The organism is Sorangium sp. So ce185, assembly GCF_051526825.1.
Taxonomy (GTDB): Bacteria; Myxococcota_A; Polyangia; order Polyangiales; family Polyangiaceae; genus Sorangium; species Sorangium cellulosum_D.
Window position 1 is genome coordinate 9,083,573 of sequence record NZ_CP150316.1, and the last position, 23,848, is coordinate 9,107,420.

Sequence of the window (23,848 nt, forward strand, 5' to 3'; positions counted from 1 at the left end):
CGATCCCGCGCACTCGCCCCGGTTGACCGCCTGGCCGTCGAACGTCGCGTCGATCGTGGCGCTCGGAGATTGTGAGCTCTGGGACGTCGGCTGTGAGCCGGACGTGGTGCTCGAGGGCCGCGCGGCGCTCGTGCTCGTACGAAGGCGAGCTGAACGTCGCGTTCGTCTGGATCGCCGCCCATGCGCCGGCCGACGAGGCGCCTGACCGTTCCACGCCTGAATGCTGGTTCGGCGTCGCCCACCCCGGCGTCGGGAGCGGATTCAAGGACTCCTGGAGCGCGGCTCGATATGGAGTCTGGTACAAGCTCGATACGTGCTCGGTGCTCCCGGGCAGGTGGGTCGAGGGCGAGTTCTCCGAGTCGTGACGGCGGCCGCGCCCGGCGCCTACCGCTCGTCCGCCATGCGCCGTCGGCGGCGCCGCGCCGCCGACGCGGCCGCGAAGGAGAGGCCGAGCAGGGCCAGGGCGACGCCGCTCCACGACACGAGCCGCAGGCGCGGGTCGGCGTCGAGCGCGACGGCCTCGTCGGCGCGGCTCTGGACGATGACCACGAGATCGGTGTGGCCGACCGGCGCGATCCCGGCGAGAAACGCGCCGCCGTACTTCACGGGATCGCGCTCGGCGAGCGGATCGCGAAAGTCGTCCACCGAGGCCACCAGCTCGGGCGGCGGCAGCCGGAGCTGCCCCAGCGCGGGCGCGCCGGTGACCGGCGCCGGCAGGAGCCCGCTCAGCGTCGCGCTGCGGAGCGCGGCGCCCTCGCCGTGCTCGAGGCCGTCGTGGACCAGCACCGTGAACTCATCGCTCGCCGGCGCCGGCTCGCCGCGCTCCTGATCGCGGCGGGCCGCGAGCGCGGCGAAGCGGCGGCCATCGCTGAGCTGGAGCGCGCCGAGCCGGGAGTCCGTCGCGATCGTGGCGATGAGCGCCCCGGCGAACTCCCCGGAGGCGCTGCGGATGGGGGACGCGAGGGCGAACTTGTGGTTGTGGTCGGTCTCCGACTGGAAGGCGCGGGAGACGTACGCCACGCCGGGATCCGGCCCCTCGGCGAGGCGCCGGGCGCCCTGGAAGTAGTTGCGGAACTCGTACGTCCCCCGGGGCGCCGACGCCCGCGGCCAGTGCAGGAGCAGCACGCCGTTCCGGTCGACGACGAACCAGGTGACCAGCGAGGGGCCTCCGTGCTGGCCGACGTACGCCTCGCGGAGCGCCTCGAGCGCCGGCAGGTGCGGCCGCTCGACGAGCGCCGCGGCGCGCGGATCGGCGGCCGCGCGGGCGACGAGCACGCCGTAGTGCCAGAGCTGCGCGAGCACCGCGCCGGCCACCGCCCGCGCCGCGTACACGTTGCCCTCGAGCACCTCCTGCCGCCGCGCCTCCTCCTGGGCGCGCGCCGTCGCCACCGCGCCCCCGAACGCCAGCGTCGCCGCGAGCATCAGCGCCACCGCGGCCGGGTGCCGGGCGCACCAGCGCAGCGCGCGCTCGCCCCGCCCCGGCGTGCGCGCCGCGACGGGCTCGCCGCGCAGCCAGCGCTCCAGATCCTCGGCGAGCGCCTCGGCCGAGCCGTACCGCCGCTCGGGCTCCTTGCGCAGGCACGTCAGGCAGATCGTCTCGAGGTCGCGCGGCAGGTCGCGCCGCACCGAGCGCGGCGGCGTCGGCTCCTCCTCGGCTGTGCGCTGCAGCGTCTCGTGCGGCGTCGGGCCGTCGAAGGGGCGGCGGCCGGTGAGCAGCTCGTAGAGGATCACGCCGAGGCTGAAGATGTCGGCCGCCGGCGTGACCCGCTTCGCGTGGCCCATCGCCTGCTCCGGCGCCATGTAGCCGGCCGTCCCCACGCGGTCGCCCGTCACGGTGCCGCCCTCGTGGCCGAGCTGCTTGGCGACCCCGAAGTCCGCCACGTACGGCTCCTCGGCCTCGTCGAAGAGGATGTTCGCGGGCTTCAGGTCGCGGTGCAGGATGTGCTGGCGGTGCCCCTCGTGGACGGCGCGGGCGAGCTTCGCGACCAGCGCGGCGGCGCGGCGCGGGTCGCGGTAGCGCTCGAGGCGGGCGGAGAGGGCGCCGCCGGCCATGAGCTTCATCGTGAAGTAGGCGCGGCCCTCGTGCTCGCCGACGTCGTAGATCGGCACGATGTTCGGGTGATCCAGGCGGGCGACGACCTCGATCTCGCGCTGGAACAGCCGCGCCGCGGTGGCGCTCGCGAACGGGCCGCCCGGCAGCATCTTGAGGGCGACGATCCGGTCGGCGCGGATCTGCCGCGCCCGGTAGACCACGCCCATCCCGCCGGCGCCGAGCCGGTCGAGGACCTCGTACGCGCCGAGGCGCAATGACAGAAGGGGGCAGTCGTCCTTGCCCGGCGGGTCGGGCTCGACCGGCGACGCGTGGCGGTCGACCACGCGGGCGATCAGGCAGGAGGGGCAGAGGCCGAGCGGCGCGTCGGGCTCGATGGCCTCCCGGCATGTCGGGCAGACGCGGACCGTCAGGGCCTGAGCGGCAGCGGTGTGGGCGCCACGATCCATCACCCGTCCTTCCGGATCCGTTCGAGAAGGTTACCCGTCATTCGATGGGTCACCCCTCAGCGCGAGGCGCAGCGAGCGCAGCTCGTCTTCCACGTCCTCGACGCGCGCGACCGTGCGCGCGACCTCCTCGCGGAAGGTTCGCTGGTAACGGTCGTACAGGCGGGAGGTCGCGGTCTTCACCGCCTCCACGCTCATGCCGAGCGCCGCCGCGACCTCCTTGTGCGGCCGCTCCTCCTCTTCGCCGGTGAGCCGTCCTTTGAGCGCCTCGAAGACCCGCGCCTGTCCGGTCTGCGCGTAATGATCTTGCAGCACTGTGAGCGTGCGCTCGATCAGGTCCATGGCGAAGCGCCGCTGGTAGAGCGCCTCTGGCGTGAGCAGGTGGCCCGCCGCGTGGGCGTGCACCGGCTCTGCCTGATAGCGCCGTTCGGCGCGCTCGGCGTCGAAGCCGCGGAGCGCGCCGTCGCCGCCGCGCTTCTGGGCGCGGGCGCGCTCGCGCTCGTTGGCGACGTAGTGCTTGACGCAGGCGATGAGCCACGACCGGAACCGGCCGCGGTTCTGGTCGGCCATGGCGAGGTCGTTCCGCTCGAGGAGGCGCGCGAAGAAGCCCTGGGTGAGGTCCTGCGCCTCCTCGGCCGGCGCGCCGCGGCGGCGCACGAAGGCATAGACGGGGTACCAGTACAGCTCGCAGAGCGTGGCCAGCGCCTGCCGCCCCTCGGGGGTGAGCGGCTCGCCGGCCTTTCCGACCAGACCCCAGGAGGTCTCGGGGAAGCGGCGCGGCGGGTCGGAGGACGAGGGCATGGGAGCACAGAATAACCGGCCTGGTCCGAGCGAGGGAATTTACTTTCACGGGGCGGGGCTGGGCCTCGAGGAGGTCATTCCGAGCTGCGCGCCGAGCGAGGCGTCCGTCGTCGAGCCGCACCCAGGGGGCTGAAGCCGAGTACGCCTCGGTCCCGGCGACGGGCAGGCTTGGCGTATTCGTGGGTCGCTCATTCGCCCTCCTTCATTCGCGGTTCGAGGGGCGGGTCGAGCGCATCGCCATGGATCTCGCGCAACACGATCGCGGCGTGCCGGGCTCCCGTCTCGACCGCATCGAGAGGATCCATTCCGTGCGTAGTAAATGGGCGCCCATCGAGATCTACAGTGACGGACCAAGGCCACTCTTCTTCCGGAGGGCTTCGTGTCGGCTCGTGGATCCGAACGACGATGTCGCGCGGTTCGTCGCCGTCTGGCGTCACCTTGAACGTCAGCTCGATCATCACTTGCACCTCCTGTCGCAGTCTCTCAGGCATCGCCCGTATTCTTGCATACACTCGTTCTTGCAGTTCCTGTCCCCCTTTGGGCAGTTTTTGTGGCAGAGATCCAATACCCGATCACACTTTTCCTTGCACGCCTCTTTGCAGTCGGACGAGCTTGAGCCTGTCGCCCACCGACACGAGTTGCACGACTGCGCGCCGGATCCGTTGCGAACCCCATAGGCTTCCTCACACCGATCCTTGGCTTCGTCCAAGCTCGCGTGCTCGCCCTGGTACCGCGTTGTGCAGCTCCCGGCCGCGCCCTGGTTAGTGCAAACAGCCGATCCCGCCTTCCACGTGACCGTGCATTCCACGGTTTGCGAGCACGGATCCGCATCGAAGCCTGTGTGATCTTGCGGCTCCAGCGGCACATGCCACCCGAAACCTCCAACCCCTCCAGTCGGGGTGATGATGCTGCCGCCAGCACCTTCGTTTCCCTGCCCCCGTACGTAGCACTCCCCCACATCGTAATTGCACGCAGCTAGACCGACGCACAGAACAACCGCCAGCTTGTTCATCTCGACGTTACCTCGAATCTCCAAATGGGTCCAGTGGTCACCATCACGACCAGACTTCCCGGAAGAACACGACTGCTGCCGCCGGCCCAGTCCGCATGGACGCTGGTGGACAAGCCCAAGGGCCCCGCGAAGTACCAATCGGACTGGGCACGGCCGCCTGGAGCAACCCCCACCACGCGGTCACAGATCACGGCACCGCACACCGGCATCGAGTAGATCGCCAGGGACGGCCCGAGGCTGACCGTGGTTGTCTTCGTGGCGTACCCGAGAGTGACGGCCGTTCGATCGTAGACCCCTACGCCTGCCCTGGCACGATGCTGAGCATGTTGTGGACTTCGAGCCGGAAGTCCCCCTCGCTGCGCCAGAGCCACCCGGCGAAAGGGCTCACGGCAAGCCTGGGCTCGATCCCGACCTGGATCCCGCCCACGCTCACACCGCCGCTGAACTCGAGTGCATGTGCCGGCGCCGGAACACTGACGAGCGCACAGGCACAGCCGCATAGCACGAGCGCGCTCGCCCTCCCCCTGAGCCCGTGCCCCATGCCTTCCCCTGATTCCGGATGGTCCTCCCACCGGGGATTGGCGTCAACGGCGATCTCACACACGCCAGGTCCGTGCCGTCCTTGCACCTGCAAGCCGGAGCGCGATCGGCCGCGCCGGTGGGTCGAAGCGTGCGCCGCCCTCCGGCGCGCAGCGCCCGGGCGCGTCGGCGATCCACGTCGCGCTCAGGCTTCCCAGCGTGGAACCTGGCACGGGGTAGCGCATCCGCGGCGCCCGGCCGGCGGCGTCGAGCCGCTGCTCCTGTCGGGCTCAAACACGGTCCGTCCCCCACGCCGCCCCACGAACACCCGCTCCGGGGGCGTGCCGCTCCCTCGATCTGGACACACGCCGCATCGTCATTCTTCGGGCTCCGGCAGGCAGCAGACGGTGCGCGGACGCGGTTCCCCGCCGAACGGCGTGCAATGCGGGTCCTCCCTTGCTACCCACTCCGCGCTCAGGCTGCCGAGCGCCGGCCCGGACTCGAAGTGCAGGCAGGCATCCTCCTCGCCGCGGGCCAGGTCCGCGGTCCCGATGAGCGCGCTGTCGCTGCGCGCGCGGTCCGCATAGGCGCTCACCCGCGCTTCGCACCGATTCAGGCCATCGGACGCGCAGCCGCACGGATCGCAGTTTCGAGGATCGGACAGATCGCGTTGATAGAAGAGGAACCTCTCCGAGAACAGCGGTGGCTCGCCCGGTGGGGCAGGCGGGTGGCAGTCCAGGACACCTCGGACTTGCGCGACGGCGCAGTAGCGCCACCCCGGGGGCACATGGGCCTCTTGCTGGCTCAGCATGCACAGCTCCGTGGGCCCCGGGCAGAAGACAGGGGCCACGCCGCCGACACACACGACCGCGACCTGGGAAGGCCCCTCCGGGATCGGGGGCACCTCGCGGACCCTGGGCTTGCAGTACGACTCGACCACCGGCCCGATCCAGATCGATCCGACCTGCGATGACGGCACGGTGCCTGGCGAGATGCAGTCCCCACCCCAGCTGGGAGGCGGATTGAATGGCGTGTTCGTCGCCTCCGGGATCTGCTCGCAGGACGAGAGGGAGTTCGCCGCGACCATCCGCGGCAACGAGCAAGCGCCCTCGCCGCAGCTGCACTCGCCGCAGACCGTCTCGCCGGGCTGGATCGAGCGGAGTGTCGTGAATGTGGTCCGGGCGATGGGTTCAGGCTCGCCCGTATACTGGTCGTCGGCCACGAGGTCCTCGCACGACGGCTCGGACTCCTCGGGCCCGATCCAGAAGAGCAGCGGATCAGAGAAGCTGGCTAGTCCCACGCGGGGCACGCATTTGCCCCAGCAGACGCCGTTGCTCGTGCCGTCGGGATTGACGACCGGGCAGGGGTTCCACAGCTGGCCGCAGGACGGCCGGTCGTCGTCGCCGCAGCCTCCCGCGCCGAGGGTGCCGGCCAGACCGGCCAGCGCGAGCGCTCAGCGAGCGCAGCGCCACCGCGTTCTTCGCGATCTCATCTCGACCTCACCGCCTCCCTCGGCCCGCCCGCGACGAGCCCGCGCACGTCCTTCGCCTCCAGGCGGCGCGCCCGGCGCGACGCACCCGTCGCCCCGGCGCCCGCGATCCGCCGGCAGCATCACCGTTCCCTGGGCAGGCAGCAGATCGTCTGCGCCCCCTCGCCCTTCAGCTCGCCCACACCCACGCCGCCCTCCGGGATGCAGCGCCCGGGCTCATTGACGAGCCACGCCGCGCTCAGGCTCCCGAGCGTGGAATCCGGCACAGGGTCGTGGCAGATCCCTGCCTCCGTCATGAGGATGGCGCTGACGAGCGGAGCGCCGCACGCGCGGTCCTGGTACGCGGACACCGTTGCCTCACACCGGCCCTCCTCGACCGCCTTGCAGGTGCACGGCGTGCAGTCGCGCGTGTCGTTCACCTCGGTATAGAACACCCCCAGCTTCTCCGAGTACGTCGGCCAGGGATTCCCCGGCTCCGCAGGCGCCTCGCACGAGACATCTTTCCCGGGCAAGCGGCGGCAGTGCCGCCAGCCCTCGGGCAGGTGGTCCTGCTGCTGGTAGATCATGCACAGCTGGCCAGGCAGCGCGCACAGGTCATGGACCAGCCGGCTTCGGCATGCGACCGCGACCTCGACCGCAGGCGCATCGCGGGGCACCGGCGCCTCCTCGACCACCGGCGCGCACGGCACCTCGCGGGTCGGACCGATCGCGAGCGAGCCGAGCTGATCCGGCCCCACCCAGCCCGGCGACACGCACGCGCCGTCCCAGCCTGCCGGGGGCGCGAACGGCGTCCATGTCTCCTCCGGCCCCTCCCCGCACATGAACTGCGAGCTCGCGCTCACGTCGGACGGCAGCGCGCAGGACGGCGAGGAGCACGCGCACGTGGGGCATTCGTGGCTCTCGCTGGGCAGCGTCCGCCCCCTGAACTTCGCGGGCTCGAAGGCGAGCTGCACCACCTCGCCCGCCGTCCCGGGGATGACCCAGACGAGATCGTCGCAGGACGGCGCCAGCGGCTCGGCCCCCGTCCAGACGAGCTCCGGCGCGGGCATGTCTTCGGGCGCCTCGGGCACGCACCGGCCCCAGCAGTGCCCGTTGCTCGTGCCGTCGTCGTTGACGATCTCGCAGGCGACCTCCTCCGCGCAGCCGTACTCCCCGCCGCCGCCGCACCCGCCCGCCGCCGCCAGGCCGCCCGCGCCGAGGAACAAGAGCCCCGACAGCAAGCCCTGCATGCCTCTCATGATCCTCGCCTCCTCACGGGTCCCCTCGCAGCCTACCAGGCGCCGACGACGAGGACGCCCCCGCCCTGTGCGGTCGCGAGCGGCACGGCGCGCACGGCGCTCGTGCCCGGCGCCGGGGCCCACCACAACGACGAGAGCGCGACCGCGCCGACGATGCCGGCGCCCACGAAGCTCGCCCAGGCCGCGGCCTCGAGCGTGTCGCGCGCGCGGCGCCTGTCGCCCAGCTCCCCGCACGCCGCCTTGTGCTCGTCGTACAGGCACGCCGACGGCCCGCCCCGCCGCCGGATCGCCTCCTCCAGCGCCGCCGCCTCGTCGCCGCGCGCCGACGCCTCGACCGAGAGGCCTACGCCCAGCGCGACCCCGGCCGCCGCCAGCGCGACCCCGCCGATGCGGAACACCGTGCCCGCCGCCGGCCCGCTCGCCGGTGCGGGCGCAGCAGCGGCAGCGGCCCGCACCGGCGCCACCGGCACCGCAGCCGGCGGCGCGGGCTTGCGCTCCAGGTGAAGGCCGATCATCGACTCCCGGCCCCGCTGCGCCTCGAACGGATAGACCTCGTCGATATACCCTTCGAGCCTGCCGCGCGCCTCGTGCCGCCCCGGATCCAGGTAAACGAAGTACGTCGCCTGTCCGCGGCCGATCCGGCGGCCGTCGATGAACACCTCGGCCTCGGGCCGGCTCACCGCGACGGTCGCGGACGAGACCTCGCGCTCCGCCCGCTGTAGCCCCTCGGAGAAGCGCCGTCGCGCCGCCGGCGCGAGCGTCTCCGGATACAGCAGCGACGCCCCGAGGTGCTCCGCCGCGTCCCGGAATCGCCCGAGCGCGAGCTCGACGAGGCCCAGCTCCCCCGCGAGCTCCGGCCGCGGATCCGCCTGCCACGCCGCGCGATACGCCGCCTCCGCTTCCCCCCACCGCCCGGCGCGCCGCGCCCTCTCGCCCCGCGCGAAGGCCTCGTCCGCGTCGGTGGAGCGCGCCGCGGCCGCTCCGGACGGTTCATCATGGCGATCTTCGCCGACGGACACCGCCGCGAAACTCCACACGGCAGATGCGGCGGCCACCGCGAGGAGCAACCTGCCCGTAAAGCCCATTTCCCCGGCACCCTACGTGGCAGGATCCATGCGGTCAAGCCGCGTTGGCCCCGAGCGAGCGACGAAATGGCCGCAATCGTCAGGCAATTTTGGTGACCTTCCGGAATGCTCCGCCACCTCGTCCACGGCCAGATGCAGTGAGCGCGCGTACGCGAGCACGACGGGCCTGGTTCGGCTCGGTCCGGCATGGCGTTTTTCAAATGTCGAACACGCGCGCCACGTAACTGGGTTGGTATGGGGAAACCATCTCGCGAGACCGACGACGCTGCCGAGGGATCACCGCTCACGCTGGAGGTGATCATGGCCGAGCACCAGGAGGCCATTCGCCGCTACGTGGAGCGGCAAGGTTTCCATGGCGCGGATCGGGACGACCTGGTCCAGGAGATCTTCCACGGCGCCGCGCGGTCGCTGTCCCGGTTCGATCCCCGCCTCGGCACCGTGCGCGCGTGGCTCCTGCGGATCGCGTTCAACCTCGTCTCTCACGAGCGCAAGCGCGCCCATCGCCGGCACGAGGCGCTGTGGCCCGAGGAAGCGCTCGACGAGCTCTCCAGCGATGCGCCGGACTCCGAGACACGGCTCATCGAGGCGCAGCGGAGCGAGATCCTCGCGGAGCTGCTCCTCTCGGTCCCGCCGGCGCGCCGCGAGATCCTTGTCGCGCACGATCTGGAGGAGGCGGCGGTCCAGGACATCGCCGACGAGCACGCCCTCCCGCGCAGCACCGTGTGGAACCACCTCCGGCTCGCGCGGCTGAGCCTCGGCGCCGCCGCGCGGCGCTGGCTGGCGCGGAACCGCGGCCGCGGGGCGCTGCTCGCGCCGCTCGCCGTCGCGTTCGGCCTGGGCGAGGCGCGCGCTGCCTCGGGGTCGCTGCGGGAGAGCCCGCTGCTGCGTGGACGCGCGCTGCGGCGAGGTCCGCTGCGGCGGCTGCTCGACCGGGCTCGCCGCGCCGTCCGGCGCGCGCCGTCTCACGGAGAGGCCCGCCGAGCAGCGAGGTCGCGGCGCACGTCGCCGGTGGCGCCGCTGGCGACGCCGGCCGTCGGACGATGGGCGGCCCGCGCCGCGGCCGGCGCGGTGGCTGGCGCGCTCGTCCTGCTCGCCCCTGCCGGGGGCGGCGAGTTCCCGTTGCCGAACGCCCACGCGGTCGCGTTGCGCTCTCCGCGCGCCGCGAGGCCAGCTCCCGCCGGGCCAGCCCAGCACGGCAGCGCCGTCCCGCCGAGCCCGGAGGAGCCCTCGAAGCCGCTGAGCGCCGACGCCGTGACTCGCGCCCTCCAGACCGCGAGCCACCACCGGGCGACCGCGCGGCCTTCGTCCGCGCGTGCTCGGGGCGAGGGCGCCCGATCGACGCCCGAACAGCGGCTGATCCGGCTGGCCATCGCGACGCTCGCCACCGGTCGAACCGTCGATGCGAGACGCCTGCTCGAGCGGCACCGGCGCGACTTCCCGCGAGGTGCCTACGCAGGCGACCGCGAGGAGATCCTGCGACGGCTGCGCGCGGACGTCGACCGCCATGGACACGGCCACGCGCCGGTGAGCAGCATTCCGCCGCGATCGCGGTGAGCGACGCCGCATGGGTCGCGATGCCGCAACAAGGAGGGTGAAAGAGATCAGCAGCGATGGAGAAGCCAATGGCCTGCTCGGCCGCAGGGCGCCCGATTCTTGCCATCCCGTCCTGGCGAGTCCTCCAGGCATTGCCATATCCGCCCAGGCCCGCCAACATGGCCCCGTTTTGCTCAACCCAAGGAGGCGCCTGTGGCAGACCCCTACATCGATCCTTTCGAGACGAAGATTTACGGGAAGTTCGCGCGCGAGCAGATGGCCGCGGTCCTGATGGGCAAGGTCCCGCCGCTCGACGACATGGTGGAGTTCGCGATCGGCAAGCAGCTCGTCGCCGATCAGGCGATGTCCGACGTCCTCGATCGCCAGCCCAGGCCGGCGCCGCAGCTCGACAGCGGCGCGGTGCTCGACGAGGCGCGGGACGTCGTGGTGCGGTTCTCCGCGTACCTCGACTCGCTCAAGGGGAGGCCGGTCGATCCCAAGGTGTTCTTCCGCGGCGAGGCGCCGAGCGTGCTTGCGCGCCGGCGGCTCACGAAGCTCACGGCCGCGGTCGGGCACATCGCCGACGAGCTCGAGAAGCACCGCGACAAGGTGCGAGGCGCGGAGATGTGGCTGGCCGAGCTCCGGGAGGCGCACGAGAAGCTCGGCATCATCGAGCGGCAGCAGCGCGCCTCGCGGGTCGAGCGGCTCGAGCTCGGCCCCGAGGTGTCGACCGCGCGCGACGCCTGGCTGGGTGTCTACAACGCGAACAAGAGCCTCGTGCGCGGGCTGCTCGCCCACCTCGGCAAGCCGGAGCTCCTGCCGCTCATCTTCGACGACCTCGCCGAGATCCACCGCGCGAGCGGCGTGAGCGACGCGCTCCCGACCGGCCAGCCGGCCGCGCCGGCGGCGTCGACGGCGCCGACGGGCGCGCCGGCCGGCCAGCCGGAGGCCTCGCCGGAGGCGTGAGCCGGCGGTTCCGCTGCAACGCTTGATGCAAGCGTTGCAGCGGGCGACTCGGGGACCGAGTCGGCCATTTTAAGGCGTGAGATGGCCGACTCGGGAACCCAGCGGGGCGGATCAGGGCATGAGATGGGCTGCTGGGCGGCCCAGAGGGCCATTTCATGGCATGAAATCGTCGGCTGGGCGGCCGAGTCGGCCGTTCAAGCCTTGAAGCGGGCGACTGCGTGCCAGAGAGCGCCATTTCAAGGCGGCGGAGGGCCCACCGCCGCGCTTTTGGCCTGCCGCCGCGTTCGCCGGGGCAGAGGCGCTCGGGCACCGCTGCCGCCGTCCTCATCCAGCTGGCCGAGCTCAGCCGCGGTGCCGGCGACGAGCAGCACGGGGCGCGAGCTCACTCACGTCTTCTCGGAGACCGGAACCGGCTTCTTTCCCCTCGTAAAGCATACAAATGTCAATCGTGCCCAATGTCGAATCGACCCGTCCTCAGCGAACACAACGGACGCGGCACATGGAGCCCGCGATGCCGCTGTTCACGTCGCCGATGTCGAAGGAGACGTACCACGCGCGGTTCGGATCGTTCGCGAGAGACGACGATGACCAGAAAAACTCATATGGCGTTTCAGGAAAGGCCTTTTCGTCGATAGCTGGATGGCCTCTGCTGTCATCGACAAGAGTTTGCAGCTCAAAAACAGTCGGCAATCGCCAGCCGGCACCCGACAGCTGCAGGCCCTTGCAGTAGAGGGACGCATCAGACCACGCATATTCTCCGCCATCCACCTGTCGTTGCCAGGTGAGGCCTGTATCATTGTCCCTTACGGTGTCCTCCGAGATGGTGTATCGCGCATCGCATGATGCATCTGCCTCTGCAGAGGGCACCCGGACGAGGGAAAAGACGACCGTGGCGAGCCCCGCGGCAGCGACCCACCCGTGCCCCGGAACCTTCGAACGAAGCCTCTTCATGGTCCACCTCCTTTCCCGGCGCCGGCTCGAACAGGTAGGCCAGCCGCCTCGCCTTGACAACTCCGGATGAGAAACGTCCCCCGGACGGACGATGTAGCCCACGAAGTCCACCCCCTCGGCGACCGGGCGTACCTCCCGGACAGGGTGTGCCTCCAGCGAGAGCCGCAGCCCGAGGAACGTGCGGATCCGCCCCTCCCACGCGCGCAGCACCGCGGCCTCCGTGTGCAGGAGGACGACGTCGTCCACATACCGCACGTCGTGCTCCACCCCAAGCCGCCGTTTCACGAACTGATCGAGCGCATCGAGGTAGACGTTCGCGAAGGACTGGCTGGTGAGGTTGCCGATCGGAAGGCCGCGATCCGCGGCCACACCGCCGAGCCGCTCGTGCGGTGGGATGCGGGCAAACAGCGACAGGGGGCCACGCCGCTTCGCCACCGCGGCGGGGAAGACGATCGTCCTGGCCAGGACATCGGCCCCGGATCGAGGAACTTCAAGACGTAAAAACATCAAATTCCCCGTCATCAGCGAACACAACGGACGCGGTACGCGCCGCCCACCTTGCCGTCGAAGGAGTCGAGGCCCACGCTGCCGTCGAAGAAGTCGACGAACCATGCGACGGCCGAATCGATCGCCACATACGGCGACGACCAGAACGACTCACCTGGAGTGCCGGGAAACGCAGCCTCGTCGATGGCAGGGTCAATACGCTCGTAGTCTACGATCGATGCAAGCTCAATCCGCGTGGGCAGCCTCCAGCCCGAAGGATAGCCTGGAACCTTGTCGGCATCGCAGATGATACCGGGGTAGCTGACGCCGTTGAGGCAATCACAGTATTTCTTTGCGTCATCCCATGCATACTCCCCGGCGGGCACCTTACGCTGCCACGTCAGGTGGGTCACACTGTCGAATACGACGTGATCGGTATCAGTATATATATATCGCGTCGACCGCAGAGATGCGGGTTGCCAGTGCGCCCACGCGCGGTCGCTGCTCGGGCCGCTGCTGGTGCAGACGCCCGCCCGGCAGCTGCTGGACACGGTGCAGACATCACGGTCGTCGCACTCCGTCCCGTCCGGCCACGCCGTCTCGTCTGGCGCCGGCGCCGCGACGCATCGCCCGGTGCTTCGATCGCAGCGCCCGGGACTGCACACCCCAGCGTCGACGCAGCTGCCTTCATCGATCCACTGCCCCTCCTCGTTGCAAATCTGCGCCTTCTGGAGATCGTCCGAGCACCGCAGGTCCCCAGGTGTGCATTCCCCGCCGCATATGCCGCCCCGGCATTGCTGCCCCGCACCGCACGACGGCTCGCTTTGCCACTTGCCGTTCGCATCGCAAGTCTGCGGCGTCGGTCCAGCGCACCGCTTCTGGTCCGGTGCACACTCGCCCGTGCACACGCCGGCGAAGCACACCTTGTTCTGGTGGGAACACGGAGGCCCGTTGTTTGCCCACTGCCCGTCTTCATCGCAGATCTGCGGCGTAGTATCGTTCGCGCATGACAAGACGCCACGCTCACACTCTTCGAACTTGAAATCGTCGATCTCCAGCACCATGTTGCACGCCACGCTCACCATGCCGCCGGCGCTCACGACGGTCGCCGCGAGGATGCCCCTCGCGGTGCGTCCAGAGGGCTTGCGCATCAAAACCTCCCCTCGATCGCGAATCCCCCCGGCCCGATGCCCACCGTCCACGCCACCTCACCTGCGGCCTGCGAGCCGCCGGGCCCCGCACCGCCCCGCCGCTCGATCCGCCGCAGATCCAGCCCGAACAGCAAGCTGGTGCCCCCCCCCACCCCGGCTGCCCCCATCATCAGACCCGCGGTCGCCAGCGTCCCGAGGTCAGCTGCCGCGTCCACGTTCGCCCGCTCGCTCTCGGGACACGACGTCCCCCCGCACCGCGATTTGATATCGCGCACCTTCGCGAGCGCCATGCTTCCGGTCACCGCGAACACCCCGAGCCCCAGCGCCCCCACCCCGTAGCTCACCCCGACCATGACGTTCCTCAATCGGCGTATCTCGGCCAGATCCGGCTCCCGCTCCAGCACCACCGACAGCTCCCGCTGCTTCCGCCGCACGAGCTGCACCGGCTGCCTCGACCGCACGTATCCTCTCGCGCTCACCTCGAGCGCATGCTCGCCCAGCGGCAGCCGCCCCTCCCACGGCGTCAGCCCCACGGCCTTGCCGTCGATCGTCAACCGCGCTCCGCTGGGCGTCGACTCGATCCGCAGCGACGCATCCTGCTCCTCCGCGCCCAGCATCACCCGTGTCACCTCGAACGGCCTCACCACCGCCGCCTGGGCCGGCGACGCCATCCTCGCCCGGTCCCGCGCCGCCGCCGCCCCCGCCTCCGGCGCCGAACACTCCGCCAGCGCGTCGAGCCCCACGAAGCCGCGCAGCCGCACCTGGTGCTCGCCCGGCTCCACCAGCCCTTCCCACGGCGTCACCCCGACCTCCTTGCCGTCGAGCTCGACGGTGAGCACCCAGTTGTGCCGCTCGCTCACCGAGAGGCGCCCCTTCCTCACGCTCGCACGCAGCTCCGCCACGCTCTTCTGCCCGGCCAGGACGTCCACGACCGCGGTGATCGGCTCGAATCCGTCCTTGTCCACGCGGATCCTGTGCGTGCCCACCGCCACGCGCAGCGGCTCCGAGAGCGGCAGCTTCCCGCGCAGTCGGTCATCGACGAACAGCGACCCTCCCGGCGGCGCGTCGCCCGCCATCTCCAGCGTCCCCACGAGCCTCGAGAGCTCCGCCATGGCAGTCGCCACATCGGCCCCGAACCTGGCCGGCAGGTTCGGGTACTCCCGCAGCACCTCCTCGTACTGATCCAGCGCCTCGTCGTACCTCCCAAGCTGCCTCAGGCAGGAGGCCGCCTGCGCCATCGCCGCCTTCGTCTTCTTCAGCGCCAGCGATCTGCGGAACTCGTCGTACGCCTCCTGGTAGTCCCCCGCGTCGAAGTGCTTCATCCCTTGCTCAAAGTGCGCGCGCGCTCCCTCGTGCGAATCGTCCGCCGCCGCCGCCCGCGCTGCGCCGGACGCCTGCGCCTGCGCTCCGGCCGCTCTCCCCACCAGCAGCGCCGCGATCATCGCCGATCCAGCCACCGCGCGACCCGCCGCAGACCTCCTCATGCCCGGCTCCTCTCCATCTCGCCACGACCATTCCACCGACGCGACGAGCCCTCGGCCTGGTCTTCGCGCCGAGCTCACAGGACCCAGCGGCGAAGCCGAGGCAGCGCGTTCTCAGGGTCGAGGCGCGCCAGCAGCGCTCGGGCTCTCCCCCATTCTCTCGGCGAAGCGAGCGTCACAGGCCATACAAGGATACTTCCCTGCGACTGTCAAGAATGCGTCCCCGTTCGCGAAGACCGGGGCCACCCGGCAACTCCCCACCTGGATCGCCGCGCCCGTACGAGAGCATGAAGATCTGGCGCTCCTCACAGGTTCCTGCGCGAACGCGCGCCCGGTGGCGTAGTCTCCGGCGCCAACCCCATGCCGCGAGGACCCACGCATGTGGATGGAGATTGACCTCGCGCGCGCCGGCGCCGAGGTGCGCGCCGGCGCGCGCGGCAGCCGCGGAGAGCAGACCGCCCCCCATCCCCTCGGCCCCGACCTCGACGCCGAGGCCCTCTCCCGCTTCGCCGCCGCCGTGCGCGCCGCCGCCGGGCGCGGCCGACCGCTCGCGGCCGGCCTGCTCGACACGGCGCAGGCCCTCCAGCGCGCCGTGCTCGACGGCGGCATCGACCCGCTCCGCGCCCGGCTCGCCGAGGCCGCAGGCGGGCCGCTGCTCGTGCGCCTCGGGCTCCACGACCCGGAGCTCCAGGCCGTCCCGTGGGAGGCGCTCTGCAAGCCCGGCGAGGCGATGGGCTTCTGGGCCAGCTCTCCGGACCTCCTGCCCGTGCGCGGCGTCGCCACCGACGAGCCCTGGCAACCCCGCGCCGTGCGCGGCGCGCTGCGCGTCCTCGCCGTCGCGCCCACCGGCAGCGCGGGCCTCGCGGTGCTCCGGGGCGCGCTCGCCGAGCGCATCGACGCCGGCGAGGTCGAGTGGCTCGACCCCATCGAGGGGCCGGCCGCGAGCGTCTCCGGCCTCTTCGATCGGCTCCGCCGCGAGCCGATCCCGCACGTGCTCCACGTCCTCGGGCACGGCGGCCAGCAGGGCGGCGCTCCCGTCCTGCGGCTCGCCGACGACGACGGGGGCGACGAGACCTGGCTGCCCGTCGAGCTCCTCGCCCAGCAGCTCAAGGCGAGCCTCCGCGGCTTCCTCCGGCTCATCGTCCTCGAGGCGTGCGAGGGCGCTCGCCCCTCCGCGTTCGCCTCCGCCGCCGAGGTCCTCGCCCGCGCCGGCGCGGACGCGGTCGTCGCCCACCTCTGGCCGGTCAAGGCCGACGTGGCCCGCACCTGCTCGACGGAGCTCTACCGGGCGCTCGCCGGCGCGTCCCGCAGCAAGGGCGATATCGCCGCCGCCATGAACGAGGCCCGGCGCGCCGTGCTCGGCGCCTTCGAGGGGAGCGCCGAGGCGTTCTCGCCGGTCGTCTACCTCCGCGGCCCCGACGGCGTGCTCTTCGACTTCAAGGGGCGCAAGATCGCCGCGCCCGCCCCGCCCCCGGCGGCGAAGCCAGCCGCTCGCGGGCTCGATCCGGCCCTCGCGCGGCTGCTCGGCAAGCCGTTCTCGCTGCTGCTCGGGGACCGCTTCCGGGGACAGCGCCCGGTGCTCTCCGGGTTCCGCGACAAGCTCCACAAGGAGCTCGTCAAGACGTCCGTCCCGACCTCGCCCGCGCTGCCGATGAGCGCGCTCGCCCAGCGCTTCGCGCTCCACCGCGGCGTGACCCGGCTGGGCGCCGAGTTCCAGAAGGCGTTCCGCGACGGCGCGCCGCCCCCGCCCTTCATCCAGGTGCTGGCGGGCCTCGTCGGCCCCGGCGCGCACACCACCCTGCTGCGCCACCCGTGGCTCGAGCGCGCCATCGCCGAGCAGCATCCGGGGCGCACGATCTACGTGATCCAGCCCGGGGACGAGGGCCTCTTGATCCTGTGCCGCGAGGCGGGCGGCGAGGGCTGGGAGGAGCTCCCCTCACCGCCCGCGGCGATCGATCCGGAGCGGGAGATCGTGCTGTTCCGGCCCTACGGCGGCTACACGCCGGAACAGGTCTTCGCCCGACCCCTCCTGACGGAGGACGACTACCAGCTCGGCCTCCGCGATCTCGACGGCGCGCTCCCGCGCGATCTGGCGAACGCGATCCTGAGCACGCTGTCCTACCGGCCGGCGCTGCTCCTCGGCATGTCGATGGTCACCGGGCACCACCGCCTCCTGATCCATCGGCTCTATCCGCGGGGCGTTCCGCGCGGCAGCCTCGCGGTGCTCGATCCCGAGGACGCCGAGCGAGGGCTCTGGGAGAAGGGCTCGGGCCTGCCGGGCAAGGGCGAGGGCGTCGAGGTGCTCGAGTCGCCGGTGGAGGATCTCGCCGAGGGGCTCGGCGGGGAAGACGCGTCGTGAGCGATCACCAGGAGAGCGCGAATCCCTTCCCCGGCGCGCAGCCGTACCGCGTCGCGGACCGGCATCGCTTCTTCGGCCGCGAGGCGCTCGTCGCCAAGCTCGCCCACCAGCTGCTCGCCCACCCGTCGACCACGCTGTTCGGGCCGTCGGGGGCGGGCAAGTCCTCGCTGATGCAGGCGGGGGTGATCCCCCGGCTGGAGGAGACGCACGACTTCCAGGTGGTGCGCGTCGACGGCTGGCCCCCGGGCGAGGCGCCGCTCCCGTGGCTCGCGCGCGCGCTCTTCGACGACCTGGAGCTCGGCGCGCCGCCGCCGGACCTCTCCCCGATCGAGGCGCTCGACCACGCGATAGTCCTCGCCGAGCGGCGGAGCGAGCAGCCGATCCTGATCTACCTGGACCAGATCGAGCAGCTGCTCTTCCCGGAGCGCTCCGAGGCCGAGGCCGAGGCGCTGATCGACGGGGTGCACCGGCTGGCGCGGGCGCCGATCCAGGGCCTGCAGATCGTGCTGTCGCTGCGGGAGGACTACCTGGGGCGGTTCCGGGACCGCGCGCGCGACCGCAAGGAGCTCCTGGCGCACGGCTTCCGGCTCGGGCCGATGACGGTGGGGGAGATGGTCAAGGCGGTGTGCCGGACGGCGGCCAAGGGGCAGCCGCCGCAGCGCTGGGACGAGGAGCAGCTCCGCGGGCTGATGCGGGAGGTGCGGACGCCCGGCGAGAGCCCGTCCGACGCGGCGGAGGTGCAGGCGGCCTACGCGCAGATCGTGTGCCGCGCGCTGTTCCAGGAGCGCGCCCAGGGCGGCGCCGAGGGGGTGATCGAGGCCGAGCCCATCCTGCGCCGGTACTTCGACGCGACGCTGGAAGCCCTCGGGCCGCTGGCCCCGGCGGCGCGGCGGCTGCTCGAGGATCACCTCGTCACGGGGGACGGCAGCCGGACGCTGCGCACGGAGAAGGAGCTCCTGCGGATCGTGCCCGCGGAGAAGCTCGGGCCGATCCTGGGCGCGCTCGAGGGCGCGGCGATCCTGCACGCCGAGGCGCATCAGGGCACCCGGTACTTCGAGATCGGCCACGACTGGCTGGCGAGGCGGGTCTACGAGCAGCGGCAGCAGCGCGAGCGGGACGAGGAGCAGCGGCGGCGGGAGGAGGCGCAGGAGGCGGAGTTCCGGCGCGAGCGCGCCGAGGTCGAGGCGCGGCTCGCGAAGGCGCGGGCGCAGCGGCGCTCGCTGGCGATCCTCGCGCTCGCGGCGCTCGCGGTGGCGGCGGGCACGGCGGCGATGGGCCTCTGGGCGCTGGAGCAGCAGCGGAAGGCGCAGGCGGCCCGGAGCGCCGCGGACCGGGAGCGCGAGCGCGCGGAGGAGACGGCGATCGAGGCGTCGGACGCGCGGCTCCTCGCCGGCTTCCGCGAGCTCAAGAACGGCGGCCAGCTCGCCTGGGCGACGAAGCTGCTCGCCGAGGTGCAGCGGCCCGCGCAGGCGCGCGGCTGGGTCGCGCTGGCGAGCGAGGCCCTCGCCGCGAACACGCTCGAGGCGACCCTCCGCGGCCACGAGAAGGCGCTCGCGGCGGCCGCGTGGAGCCGCGACGGCAAGCGGGTCCTGACCGCCTCGGCCGACGGGACCGCGCGCGTGTGGAGCGCCGACGGCTCGGGCGAGCCCGTCGTGCTCGACGACCACGCCGGGCCGATCACCGCCGCCTCCTTCAGCCCTGACGGCGCGCGCGTGCTCACCGGCTCGGAGGACGGGACCACGCGCCTGTGGAGCGCGGACGGCTCGGGCGAGCCCGTCGTGCTCGACGACCACGCCGGGCCCGTCACGGCGGCGGCCTGGAGCGGCGACGGCGCGCGGGTGGTCGTGGCGTCGCGCGATGACGCGACCGCGCGGGTCTGGAGCGCCGATGGCAGCGGCGGGATCGAGCTCAGGGGCCATACGGGGCCGCTGACGGTCGCGTCGTTCCATCCGGACGGCGTGCGCGTGCTCACCGGCTCGGAGGACGGGACGGCGCGCCTGTGGAGCGCGGAAGGGGCGGGGCGGCCGGTCGTCTTCCGAGGGCACAGGGGCGCCATGCGCTTCGTCGCGCTGAGCCCCGACGGGACGCGCCTCGTCACGGCCTCGAGCGACAGCACCGCGCGCATCTGGGAAGTGTCGGGCAAGGCCAGGCCGGTCACGCTCGAGGGACACGCGCGCGACGTTCTCCACGCCGCGTGGAGCCCCGACGGCAGGCGCGTCGCCACCGCCTCGGCGGATGGGACGGCGCGCGTGTGGAGCGCCGATGGCAAGGGCGAGCCGGTCGTCCTGTCCGGGCACGGCCAGGCGGTCACGTTCGTGGGGTTCCGGCCGGATGGGCGGTACGTGGCCACCGCCTCGCGCGACCAGACGGCGCGGATCTGGCCCGCGGAAGGGGGCACGCCGCTGGTGCTGAGCGGGCATGAGGGACCGGTGCTGTCGGCGGCGTGGAGCCCCGATGGAGCGCGGGTGCTCACCGGCGCGGCGGCGGCGCAGGAGGGCGGGGGCTCGCTCGACGCGACGGCCAGGATCTGGCGCCCCGGGTGGCTCGCGTCGCTGCCGCGCGAGCGGCAGGGGTTTTACCATTCGGCGTTCATCGGCGCCGGGGGCGACGCCGTCGCCGCGGCGTACGACGACGGGACGGCGCGGGTGTTTCGCGCGGACGGGAGCGGCGATCCGGTGGTCGTCGGCGCAGGCGGTGGCTCGGCCTCCACCGTACCCGTCCGTGGCGACAAGGGTTGGGTAGTGAGCGCGGCGCTGAGCCCCGACGGCAGCCGGATCGCGATCGCCTTGCTCGATGGGACGGCGCGCATCCTCCGCCGGGACGGCACGGGCGAGCCCGTGGCGCTCGCGGGGCACGCCGGTGGGGTGCGCGCGGCGGCGTTCAGCCCGGAGGGGGGCCGCGTGGTCACCGCCTCGGACGACAGGACGGCGCGCGTGTGGAGCGCCGATGGAACGGGCAAGCCCGTGCTCCTGTCAGGGCACACCGACGGCCTCACCTCGGCGGCGTGGAGCCCTGACGGCAAGCGGCTCGTGACCACCTCCATGGACCACACGGCGCGCGTGTGGAGCGCCGACGGCTCGGGCGAGCCGGTGGCGCTCACGGGGCACGGGGGCGCGATCTACGCGGCAGCGTGGAGCCCCGACGGCGCGCGGATCGTCACCGCCTCGGAGGACGGTACCGCGCAGGTGTGGCGCGCGGAGAGCGGCGCCCGCGCGGCGCGGTTCGAGCACGGGAGCCCGGTGTTGCGGGTGATCTGGAGCCCCGACGGCGCGCGGATCGCCACCTCGTCGCTGAGGGCGGGCCTGCGCCTGTGGAGCGCCGACGCCACGGGAGAGCCGATCACGCTCGAGGCCCCGGTGCCCCTCCTGGCCATAGCCTTCGTGGACGGCGGGCAGCGGATCCTCGCCGTCGCGGAAAACAACACGACGCGCGCCTGGACGATCGACGTGGGCGCGCTGAACCGAGGTCTGGAGGGCGCCAATGCGGATTGCCTCCCTCCGGAGATGCGGGGCATCTATCTTGGCGAGCCCGCTGCGAAGGCGCGGGAGCGGTACGCGGCGTGCGAGCGCGCGCACCGGAGGGCGCCCGTGCTCCTGGAGGGGGAGGAACCTTGAAGACCCATCGCGTGTTCGCGTCGGCCGGATGGATGGCCGTGCTCCTCGTCGCCTGCGGCCAGCCCGCGAGCGGCGGGGGCGCGGGCGAGCAAGCGGCTTCCGGGACCACCTCCGGCGCAGCGAGCCCGGAACGCGGAGCACCGACGGCGTCGGACGCCGAAACGGTACGGCGGGCGCAGCCCAGGGCGCTCGGGCCTGATGAGCGCCGGGTGACGGTCGTCGTGCTGCCGGGCGATGCGTCGGTCGAGGTGGACGGTCAGCCGGCGCGGCGGAGAGACGGCCTCATCGAGCTGGTTGGCAAGGTGGGTGAGCAGCACCGGGTGCGCGCGTTCAAGGGGACGAAGAGCACCGGGGAGAAGACCGTGACCATCAAGGAGTCGGGGGCCTCGCCGGCGCTCGTGGACCTCCACGAGCCACCTCCGCCGGGCGCGGCGAAGGCCGTGGCCGCAAAGAGGACGCCGATACGCTTCGACAACTTCGATGAGTGACGGACTGGAACGCGCGAGCGTGCGCCATGAAAGGCGCTCTCGAGGCAACCTCCGTCGCTCCGTCGAGCTTCGGGGAGCGCTGCGCGGCCAGTCCGGCCGGTCTCGTCCGTCGACTTCCCGGACGATCCGCCGCATACGGACGAAAAGGCGGGTCAGAGCCCGTTGGGGATCACGGTGAGGGTGCCGGATCCCCTGTTGGTCAGGACGAGATCGTCGTATCCGTCGCCATCCAGGTCCGCGACGGCGATGGCGTTGGGGCCGGGCGAGGCGCCGGTCGGGACGACGGGGCCCGAGGTGAAGCCTCCGCCGCCGTTGCCGGTCATCGGGCGGACGCCGCCCGAGGAGGTGGTGACCAGGATGTAGGCGTCGAGCTTGCCGTCGCCGTTGAAATCGCTGGCCACGACCCCCAGCGCCGAGTTGGCGATCGCGCTGGCCCCGGTGGAGGACTGAACGCCGCTCGCGAACGTGCCGTTGCCGTTCCCTTTGAAGAAGTAGAGGTACGCGCCGGCCGCGCCGTTCGAGAGGATGTCTAGCTTGCCGTCGCCGTCGGCGTCGCCGAAGGCGATGCCCGCCGTCTGGCCGTTGGCGGAGTTGGTGTAGGCGACCGGCGCGGCGAACGAGCCGTTGCCCTCGTTGATGAGGATCGAGAGACGCGCGGCGCTGGGGCTCGTCACCACGAGATCGGAGAAGCCGTCGCCGTTCAGGTCGCGGCAGGCGATGCTCGACTGCACGCCCCCGGTGCCCGCGATGGAGATGAGCGTGGGCGCGCCGAAGCTGCCCCCGCCGGTGCCCAGGAGCACGCTCACCTGACTCAACGTCACGCTGGTCGTGGCGATGTCGGCCACCCCGTCATGATCGAAGTCCCCGGCGCAGAGGTGGACGGAGCCCGGGGTTCCGGTGGTGAAGCTCGTCGGCGTGTCGAAGGTTCCGGGCGCGCTCGGGCCCAGGTTGCGGTAGACGCTGATGCTCCCGTTGACGGCGGACAGGTTGGTCTGGCCGTCGACGGTGACGGCGTCGAGCCACCCGTCGCCGTCCACGTCCACCGCCACGACCGCGTTGCTGGAGAGCGGGGCGCCCGTGGTGTAGAGCTCCGGCGGGAAGGTCGCGTCGCCGTTGCCGTGAAACACGGAGAGCGACCCGGAGGGGGTCATCGACGATCCGGATTCGGCGTTGGCCACCAGGACGTCGAGCGCACCGTCGCCATTCACATCGGCGACCGCCGGAGCCAGCGGGTTGTGGAGCGCGGAGGTGCTGATCGGCGTGTCGGGGACCTGGCCGGAGGGCGGGGTCTGGCAGCCCCCGTTCGAGCAGATTTCACCCGCCGCGCACGCGAGGTTGCAGGCATTGCAGTGAGAGGCGTCGCTCTGGAGGTTCACCTCGCAGCCGTCGGACGTGAGCCCGTTGCAGTCCGCGAGGCTACCTTCGCACGCCTCGCAGCGGGTCCCCTCGTAGGTGGGCAAGCACGCGCAGGTATAGCTGTTGATGCCGTTGACGCAGGTCCCGTCGTTCTGGCACGGGCTTTCGGCGCACTCGTCGATGTCGGTCTCGCAATTGGCGCCGGTGAAGCCGGGCAAGCACGCGCAGGTGGTGCCGTTGATGCCGTCGGTGCAGGTCCCGCCGTTCTGGCACGGGTTTTCGGCGCACTCGTCGATGTCGGCGCACGTCACGCCGTCGCCCTCGTACCCCGCGTTGCAAGCGCAGGTGAAGGCGCCCGTCGTGTTGTTGCATGTAGCGTTCGCGTCGCAGTCGTCGGTGCCCAGGGCGCACTCATCGACGTCGGCGCACGTCACGCCGTCGCCCTCGTACCCCGCGTTGCAAGCGCAGGTGAAGGCGCCCGTCGTGTTGGTACACGCAGCGTTCGCGTCGCAGTTGTCGGTGCCCAGGGCGCACTCGTTCACATCGGTGCATGTGCCGCTCTGGCAGGTGAGGCCGTCGCAGCACGGCGCCGTGGGGTCGCACGGCGCGTTCACAGCCTGACAGCCCTGGCCGCCGCAGGTCGGCTCGCAGCTCGGCTCGTCGTCATCACCGCCGGGCACTGAGGGGCCGGCGCTGGTGCAGCTCGCGAACAGCAGCGTGGAGAATGCCGGGATCGCCAGACAGCGAAAAAGAGAGCTCTTGCGATAGCTCATGGGTTGTCCTCTGTTTTCTTGTTGAAGCGGCCGGGGGGGTGCCGCGCGAT

Annotated in this window: 17 protein-coding genes; 7 read left to right on the plus strand and 10 right to left on the minus strand. The window is 72.1% G+C overall.

All coding sequences use genetic code 11. The features are described from left to right. Nucleotides 1-92: 92 nt before the first annotated feature. Nucleotides 93-365 carry a hypothetical protein gene (locus WMF26_RS33155; RefSeq protein WP_437332340.1) on the plus strand — a complete coding sequence of 91 codons (273 nt, stop codon included), beginning with the start codon at nucleotides 93-95 and terminating at the stop codon, nucleotides 363-365. A 19-nt stretch (nucleotides 366-384) separates the two neighbouring features. On the opposite strand, the gene WMF26_RS33160 is transcribed toward WMF26_RS33155, so the two are convergent. Both WMF26_RS33160 and WMF26_RS33165 read right to left on the minus strand, forming a co-directional pair. Further along, nucleotides 385-2,499: a serine/threonine protein kinase gene (locus tag WMF26_RS33160; protein WP_437995989.1), complete on the minus strand. Its 2,115-nt coding sequence runs from the start codon at nucleotides 2,497-2,499 to the stop codon at nucleotides 385-387. A 30-nt stretch (nucleotides 2,500-2,529) separates the two neighbouring features. Next, nucleotides 2,530-3,297 carry an RNA polymerase sigma factor gene (locus WMF26_RS33165; protein ID WP_437995990.1) on the minus strand — a complete coding sequence of 256 codons (768 nt, stop codon included), beginning with the start codon at nucleotides 3,295-3,297 and terminating at the stop codon, nucleotides 2,530-2,532. On the opposite strand from WMF26_RS33165, the gene WMF26_RS33170 reads away from it, so the two are divergent. After that, on the plus strand, nucleotides 3,296-3,430 hold the full coding sequence (locus WMF26_RS33170) for a hypothetical protein (protein WP_437995991.1): 135 nt from the start codon (nucleotides 3,296-3,298) through the stop codon (nucleotides 3,428-3,430). The two genes, WMF26_RS33165 and WMF26_RS33170, sit on opposite strands and share 2 nt — an antisense overlap. Before the next feature lie 55 nt (nucleotides 3,431-3,485). On the opposite strand, the gene WMF26_RS33175 is transcribed toward WMF26_RS33170, so the two are convergent. The 4 genes from WMF26_RS33175 to WMF26_RS33190 all read right to left on the minus strand — a co-directional run bounded on the left by WMF26_RS33175 (nucleotide 3,486) and on the right by WMF26_RS33190 (nucleotide 8,574). Next, complete coding sequence (locus tag WMF26_RS33175) at nucleotides 3,486-3,755, minus strand: hypothetical protein (protein WP_437995992.1); 270 nt, start codon at nucleotides 3,753-3,755, stop codon at nucleotides 3,486-3,488. 1,449 nt (nucleotides 3,756-5,204) lie between these two features. Further along, nucleotides 5,205-6,128 carry a hypothetical protein gene (locus WMF26_RS33180; protein ID WP_437995993.1) on the minus strand — a complete coding sequence of 308 codons (924 nt, stop codon included), beginning with the start codon at nucleotides 6,126-6,128 and terminating at the stop codon, nucleotides 5,205-5,207. A 311-nt stretch (nucleotides 6,129-6,439) separates the two neighbouring features. Next, nucleotides 6,440-7,555: a hypothetical protein gene (locus tag WMF26_RS33185; protein WP_437995994.1), complete on the minus strand. Its 1,116-nt coding sequence runs from the start codon at nucleotides 7,553-7,555 to the stop codon at nucleotides 6,440-6,442. Nucleotides 7,556-7,587: 32 nt separating this feature from the next. Then, entirely contained in the window at nucleotides 7,588-8,574 is a 987-nt protein-coding gene (locus tag WMF26_RS33190; protein WP_437995995.1) for a hypothetical protein, read from the minus strand. 300 nt (nucleotides 8,575-8,874) lie between these two features. Between WMF26_RS33190 and WMF26_RS33195 the strand changes: the two genes are divergently transcribed. Next, entirely contained in the window at nucleotides 8,875-10,194 is a 1,320-nt protein-coding gene (locus WMF26_RS33195; RefSeq protein ID WP_437995996.1) for an RNA polymerase sigma factor, read from the plus strand. Between the two features lie 192 nt (nucleotides 10,195-10,386). After that, nucleotides 10,387-11,139, plus strand: a complete 753-nt coding sequence (locus WMF26_RS33200) for a hypothetical protein (RefSeq protein ID WP_437995997.1) — start codon at nucleotides 10,387-10,389, stop codon at nucleotides 11,137-11,139. Nucleotides 11,140-11,613: 474 nt separating this feature from the next. On the opposite strand, the gene WMF26_RS33205 is transcribed toward WMF26_RS33200, so the two are convergent. The 3 genes from WMF26_RS33205 to WMF26_RS33215 are packed head-to-tail and all read right to left on the minus strand — an operon-like array spanning nucleotide 11,614 to nucleotide 15,049. Further along, nucleotides 11,614-12,612, minus strand: a complete 999-nt coding sequence (locus WMF26_RS33205; RefSeq protein ID WP_437995998.1) for an Lcl domain-containing protein — start codon at nucleotides 12,610-12,612, stop codon at nucleotides 11,614-11,616. Continuing rightward, nucleotides 12,612-13,727 (minus strand): DUF1566 domain-containing protein, encoded by a 1,116-nt coding sequence (locus tag WMF26_RS33210; RefSeq protein WP_437995999.1) that lies wholly within the window; start codon nucleotides 13,725-13,727, stop codon nucleotides 12,612-12,614. The genes WMF26_RS33205 and WMF26_RS33210 overlap by 1 nt, the downstream gene beginning before the upstream one ends. Continuing rightward, complete coding sequence (locus tag WMF26_RS33215; protein WP_437996000.1) at nucleotides 13,727-15,049, minus strand: PEGA domain-containing protein; 1,323 nt, start codon at nucleotides 15,047-15,049, stop codon at nucleotides 13,727-13,729. The genes WMF26_RS33210 and WMF26_RS33215 overlap by 1 nt, the downstream gene beginning before the upstream one ends. A gap of 538 nt (nucleotides 15,050-15,587) precedes the next feature. Between WMF26_RS33215 and WMF26_RS33220 the strand changes: the two genes are divergently transcribed. From WMF26_RS33220 to WMF26_RS33230, 3 genes are read left to right on the plus strand one after another with little or no spacing between them, the layout of a single operon-like run. Next, nucleotides 15,588-17,567, plus strand: a complete 1,980-nt coding sequence (locus WMF26_RS33220; protein WP_437996001.1) for a CHAT domain-containing protein — start codon at nucleotides 15,588-15,590, stop codon at nucleotides 17,565-17,567. Further along, nucleotides 17,564-21,181 carry an nSTAND1 domain-containing NTPase gene (locus tag WMF26_RS33225; RefSeq protein ID WP_437996002.1) on the plus strand — a complete coding sequence of 1,206 codons (3,618 nt, stop codon included), beginning with the start codon at nucleotides 17,564-17,566 and terminating at the stop codon, nucleotides 21,179-21,181. The genes WMF26_RS33220 and WMF26_RS33225 overlap by 4 nt, the downstream gene beginning before the upstream one ends. Then, a complete protein-coding gene (locus WMF26_RS33230) occupies nucleotides 21,178-21,669 on the plus strand; it encodes a hypothetical protein (protein ID WP_437996003.1) in 492 nt (163 codons plus the stop codon). Before WMF26_RS33225 ends, WMF26_RS33230 begins: the two co-directional genes overlap by 4 nt. 152 nt (nucleotides 21,670-21,821) lie before the next feature. On the opposite strand, the gene WMF26_RS33235 is transcribed toward WMF26_RS33230, so the two are convergent. Beyond that, a complete protein-coding gene (locus WMF26_RS33235) occupies nucleotides 21,822-23,798 on the minus strand; it encodes an FG-GAP-like repeat-containing protein (protein WP_437996004.1) in 1,977 nt (658 codons plus the stop codon). Nucleotides 23,799-23,848 lie beyond the last annotated feature (50 nt).

Excerpts from the sequence above, each read along its gene's own strand:
- WMF26_RS33160 (WP_437995989.1), bottom strand. The coding sequence starts at position 2,499 with ATGGATCGTGGCGCCCACACCGCTGCCGCTCAGGCCCTGACGGTCCGC.
- WMF26_RS33170 (WP_437995991.1), top strand. The coding sequence starts at position 3,296 with ATGGGAGCACAGAATAACCGGCCTGGTCCGAGCGAGGGAATTTACTTT.
- WMF26_RS33165 (WP_437995990.1), bottom strand. The coding sequence starts at position 3,297 with ATGCCCTCGTCCTCCGACCCGCCGCGCCGCTTCCCCGAGACCTCCTGG.
- WMF26_RS33175 (WP_437995992.1), bottom strand. The coding sequence starts at position 3,755 with ATGATCGAGCTGACGTTCAAGGTGACGCCAGACGGCGACGAACCGCGC.
- WMF26_RS33185 (WP_437995994.1), bottom strand. The coding sequence starts at position 7,555 with ATGAGAGGCATGCAGGGCTTGCTGTCGGGGCTCTTGTTCCTCGGCGCG.
- WMF26_RS33195 (WP_437995996.1), top strand. The coding sequence starts at position 8,875 with ATGGGGAAACCATCTCGCGAGACCGACGACGCTGCCGAGGGATCACCG.
- WMF26_RS33205 (WP_437995998.1), bottom strand. The coding sequence starts at position 12,612 with ATGACGGGGAATTTGATGTTTTTACGTCTTGAAGTTCCTCGATCCGGG.
- WMF26_RS33210 (WP_437995999.1), bottom strand. The coding sequence starts at position 13,727 with ATGCGCAAGCCCTCTGGACGCACCGCGAGGGGCATCCTCGCGGCGACC.
- WMF26_RS33215 (WP_437996000.1), bottom strand. The coding sequence starts at position 15,049 with ATGAAGCACTTCGACGCGGGGGACTACCAGGAGGCGTACGACGAGTTC.
- WMF26_RS33220 (WP_437996001.1), top strand. The coding sequence starts at position 15,588 with ATGTGGATGGAGATTGACCTCGCGCGCGCCGGCGCCGAGGTGCGCGCC.
- WMF26_RS33235 (WP_437996004.1), bottom strand. The coding sequence starts at position 23,798 with ATGAGCTATCGCAAGAGCTCTCTTTTTCGCTGTCTGGCGATCCCGGCA.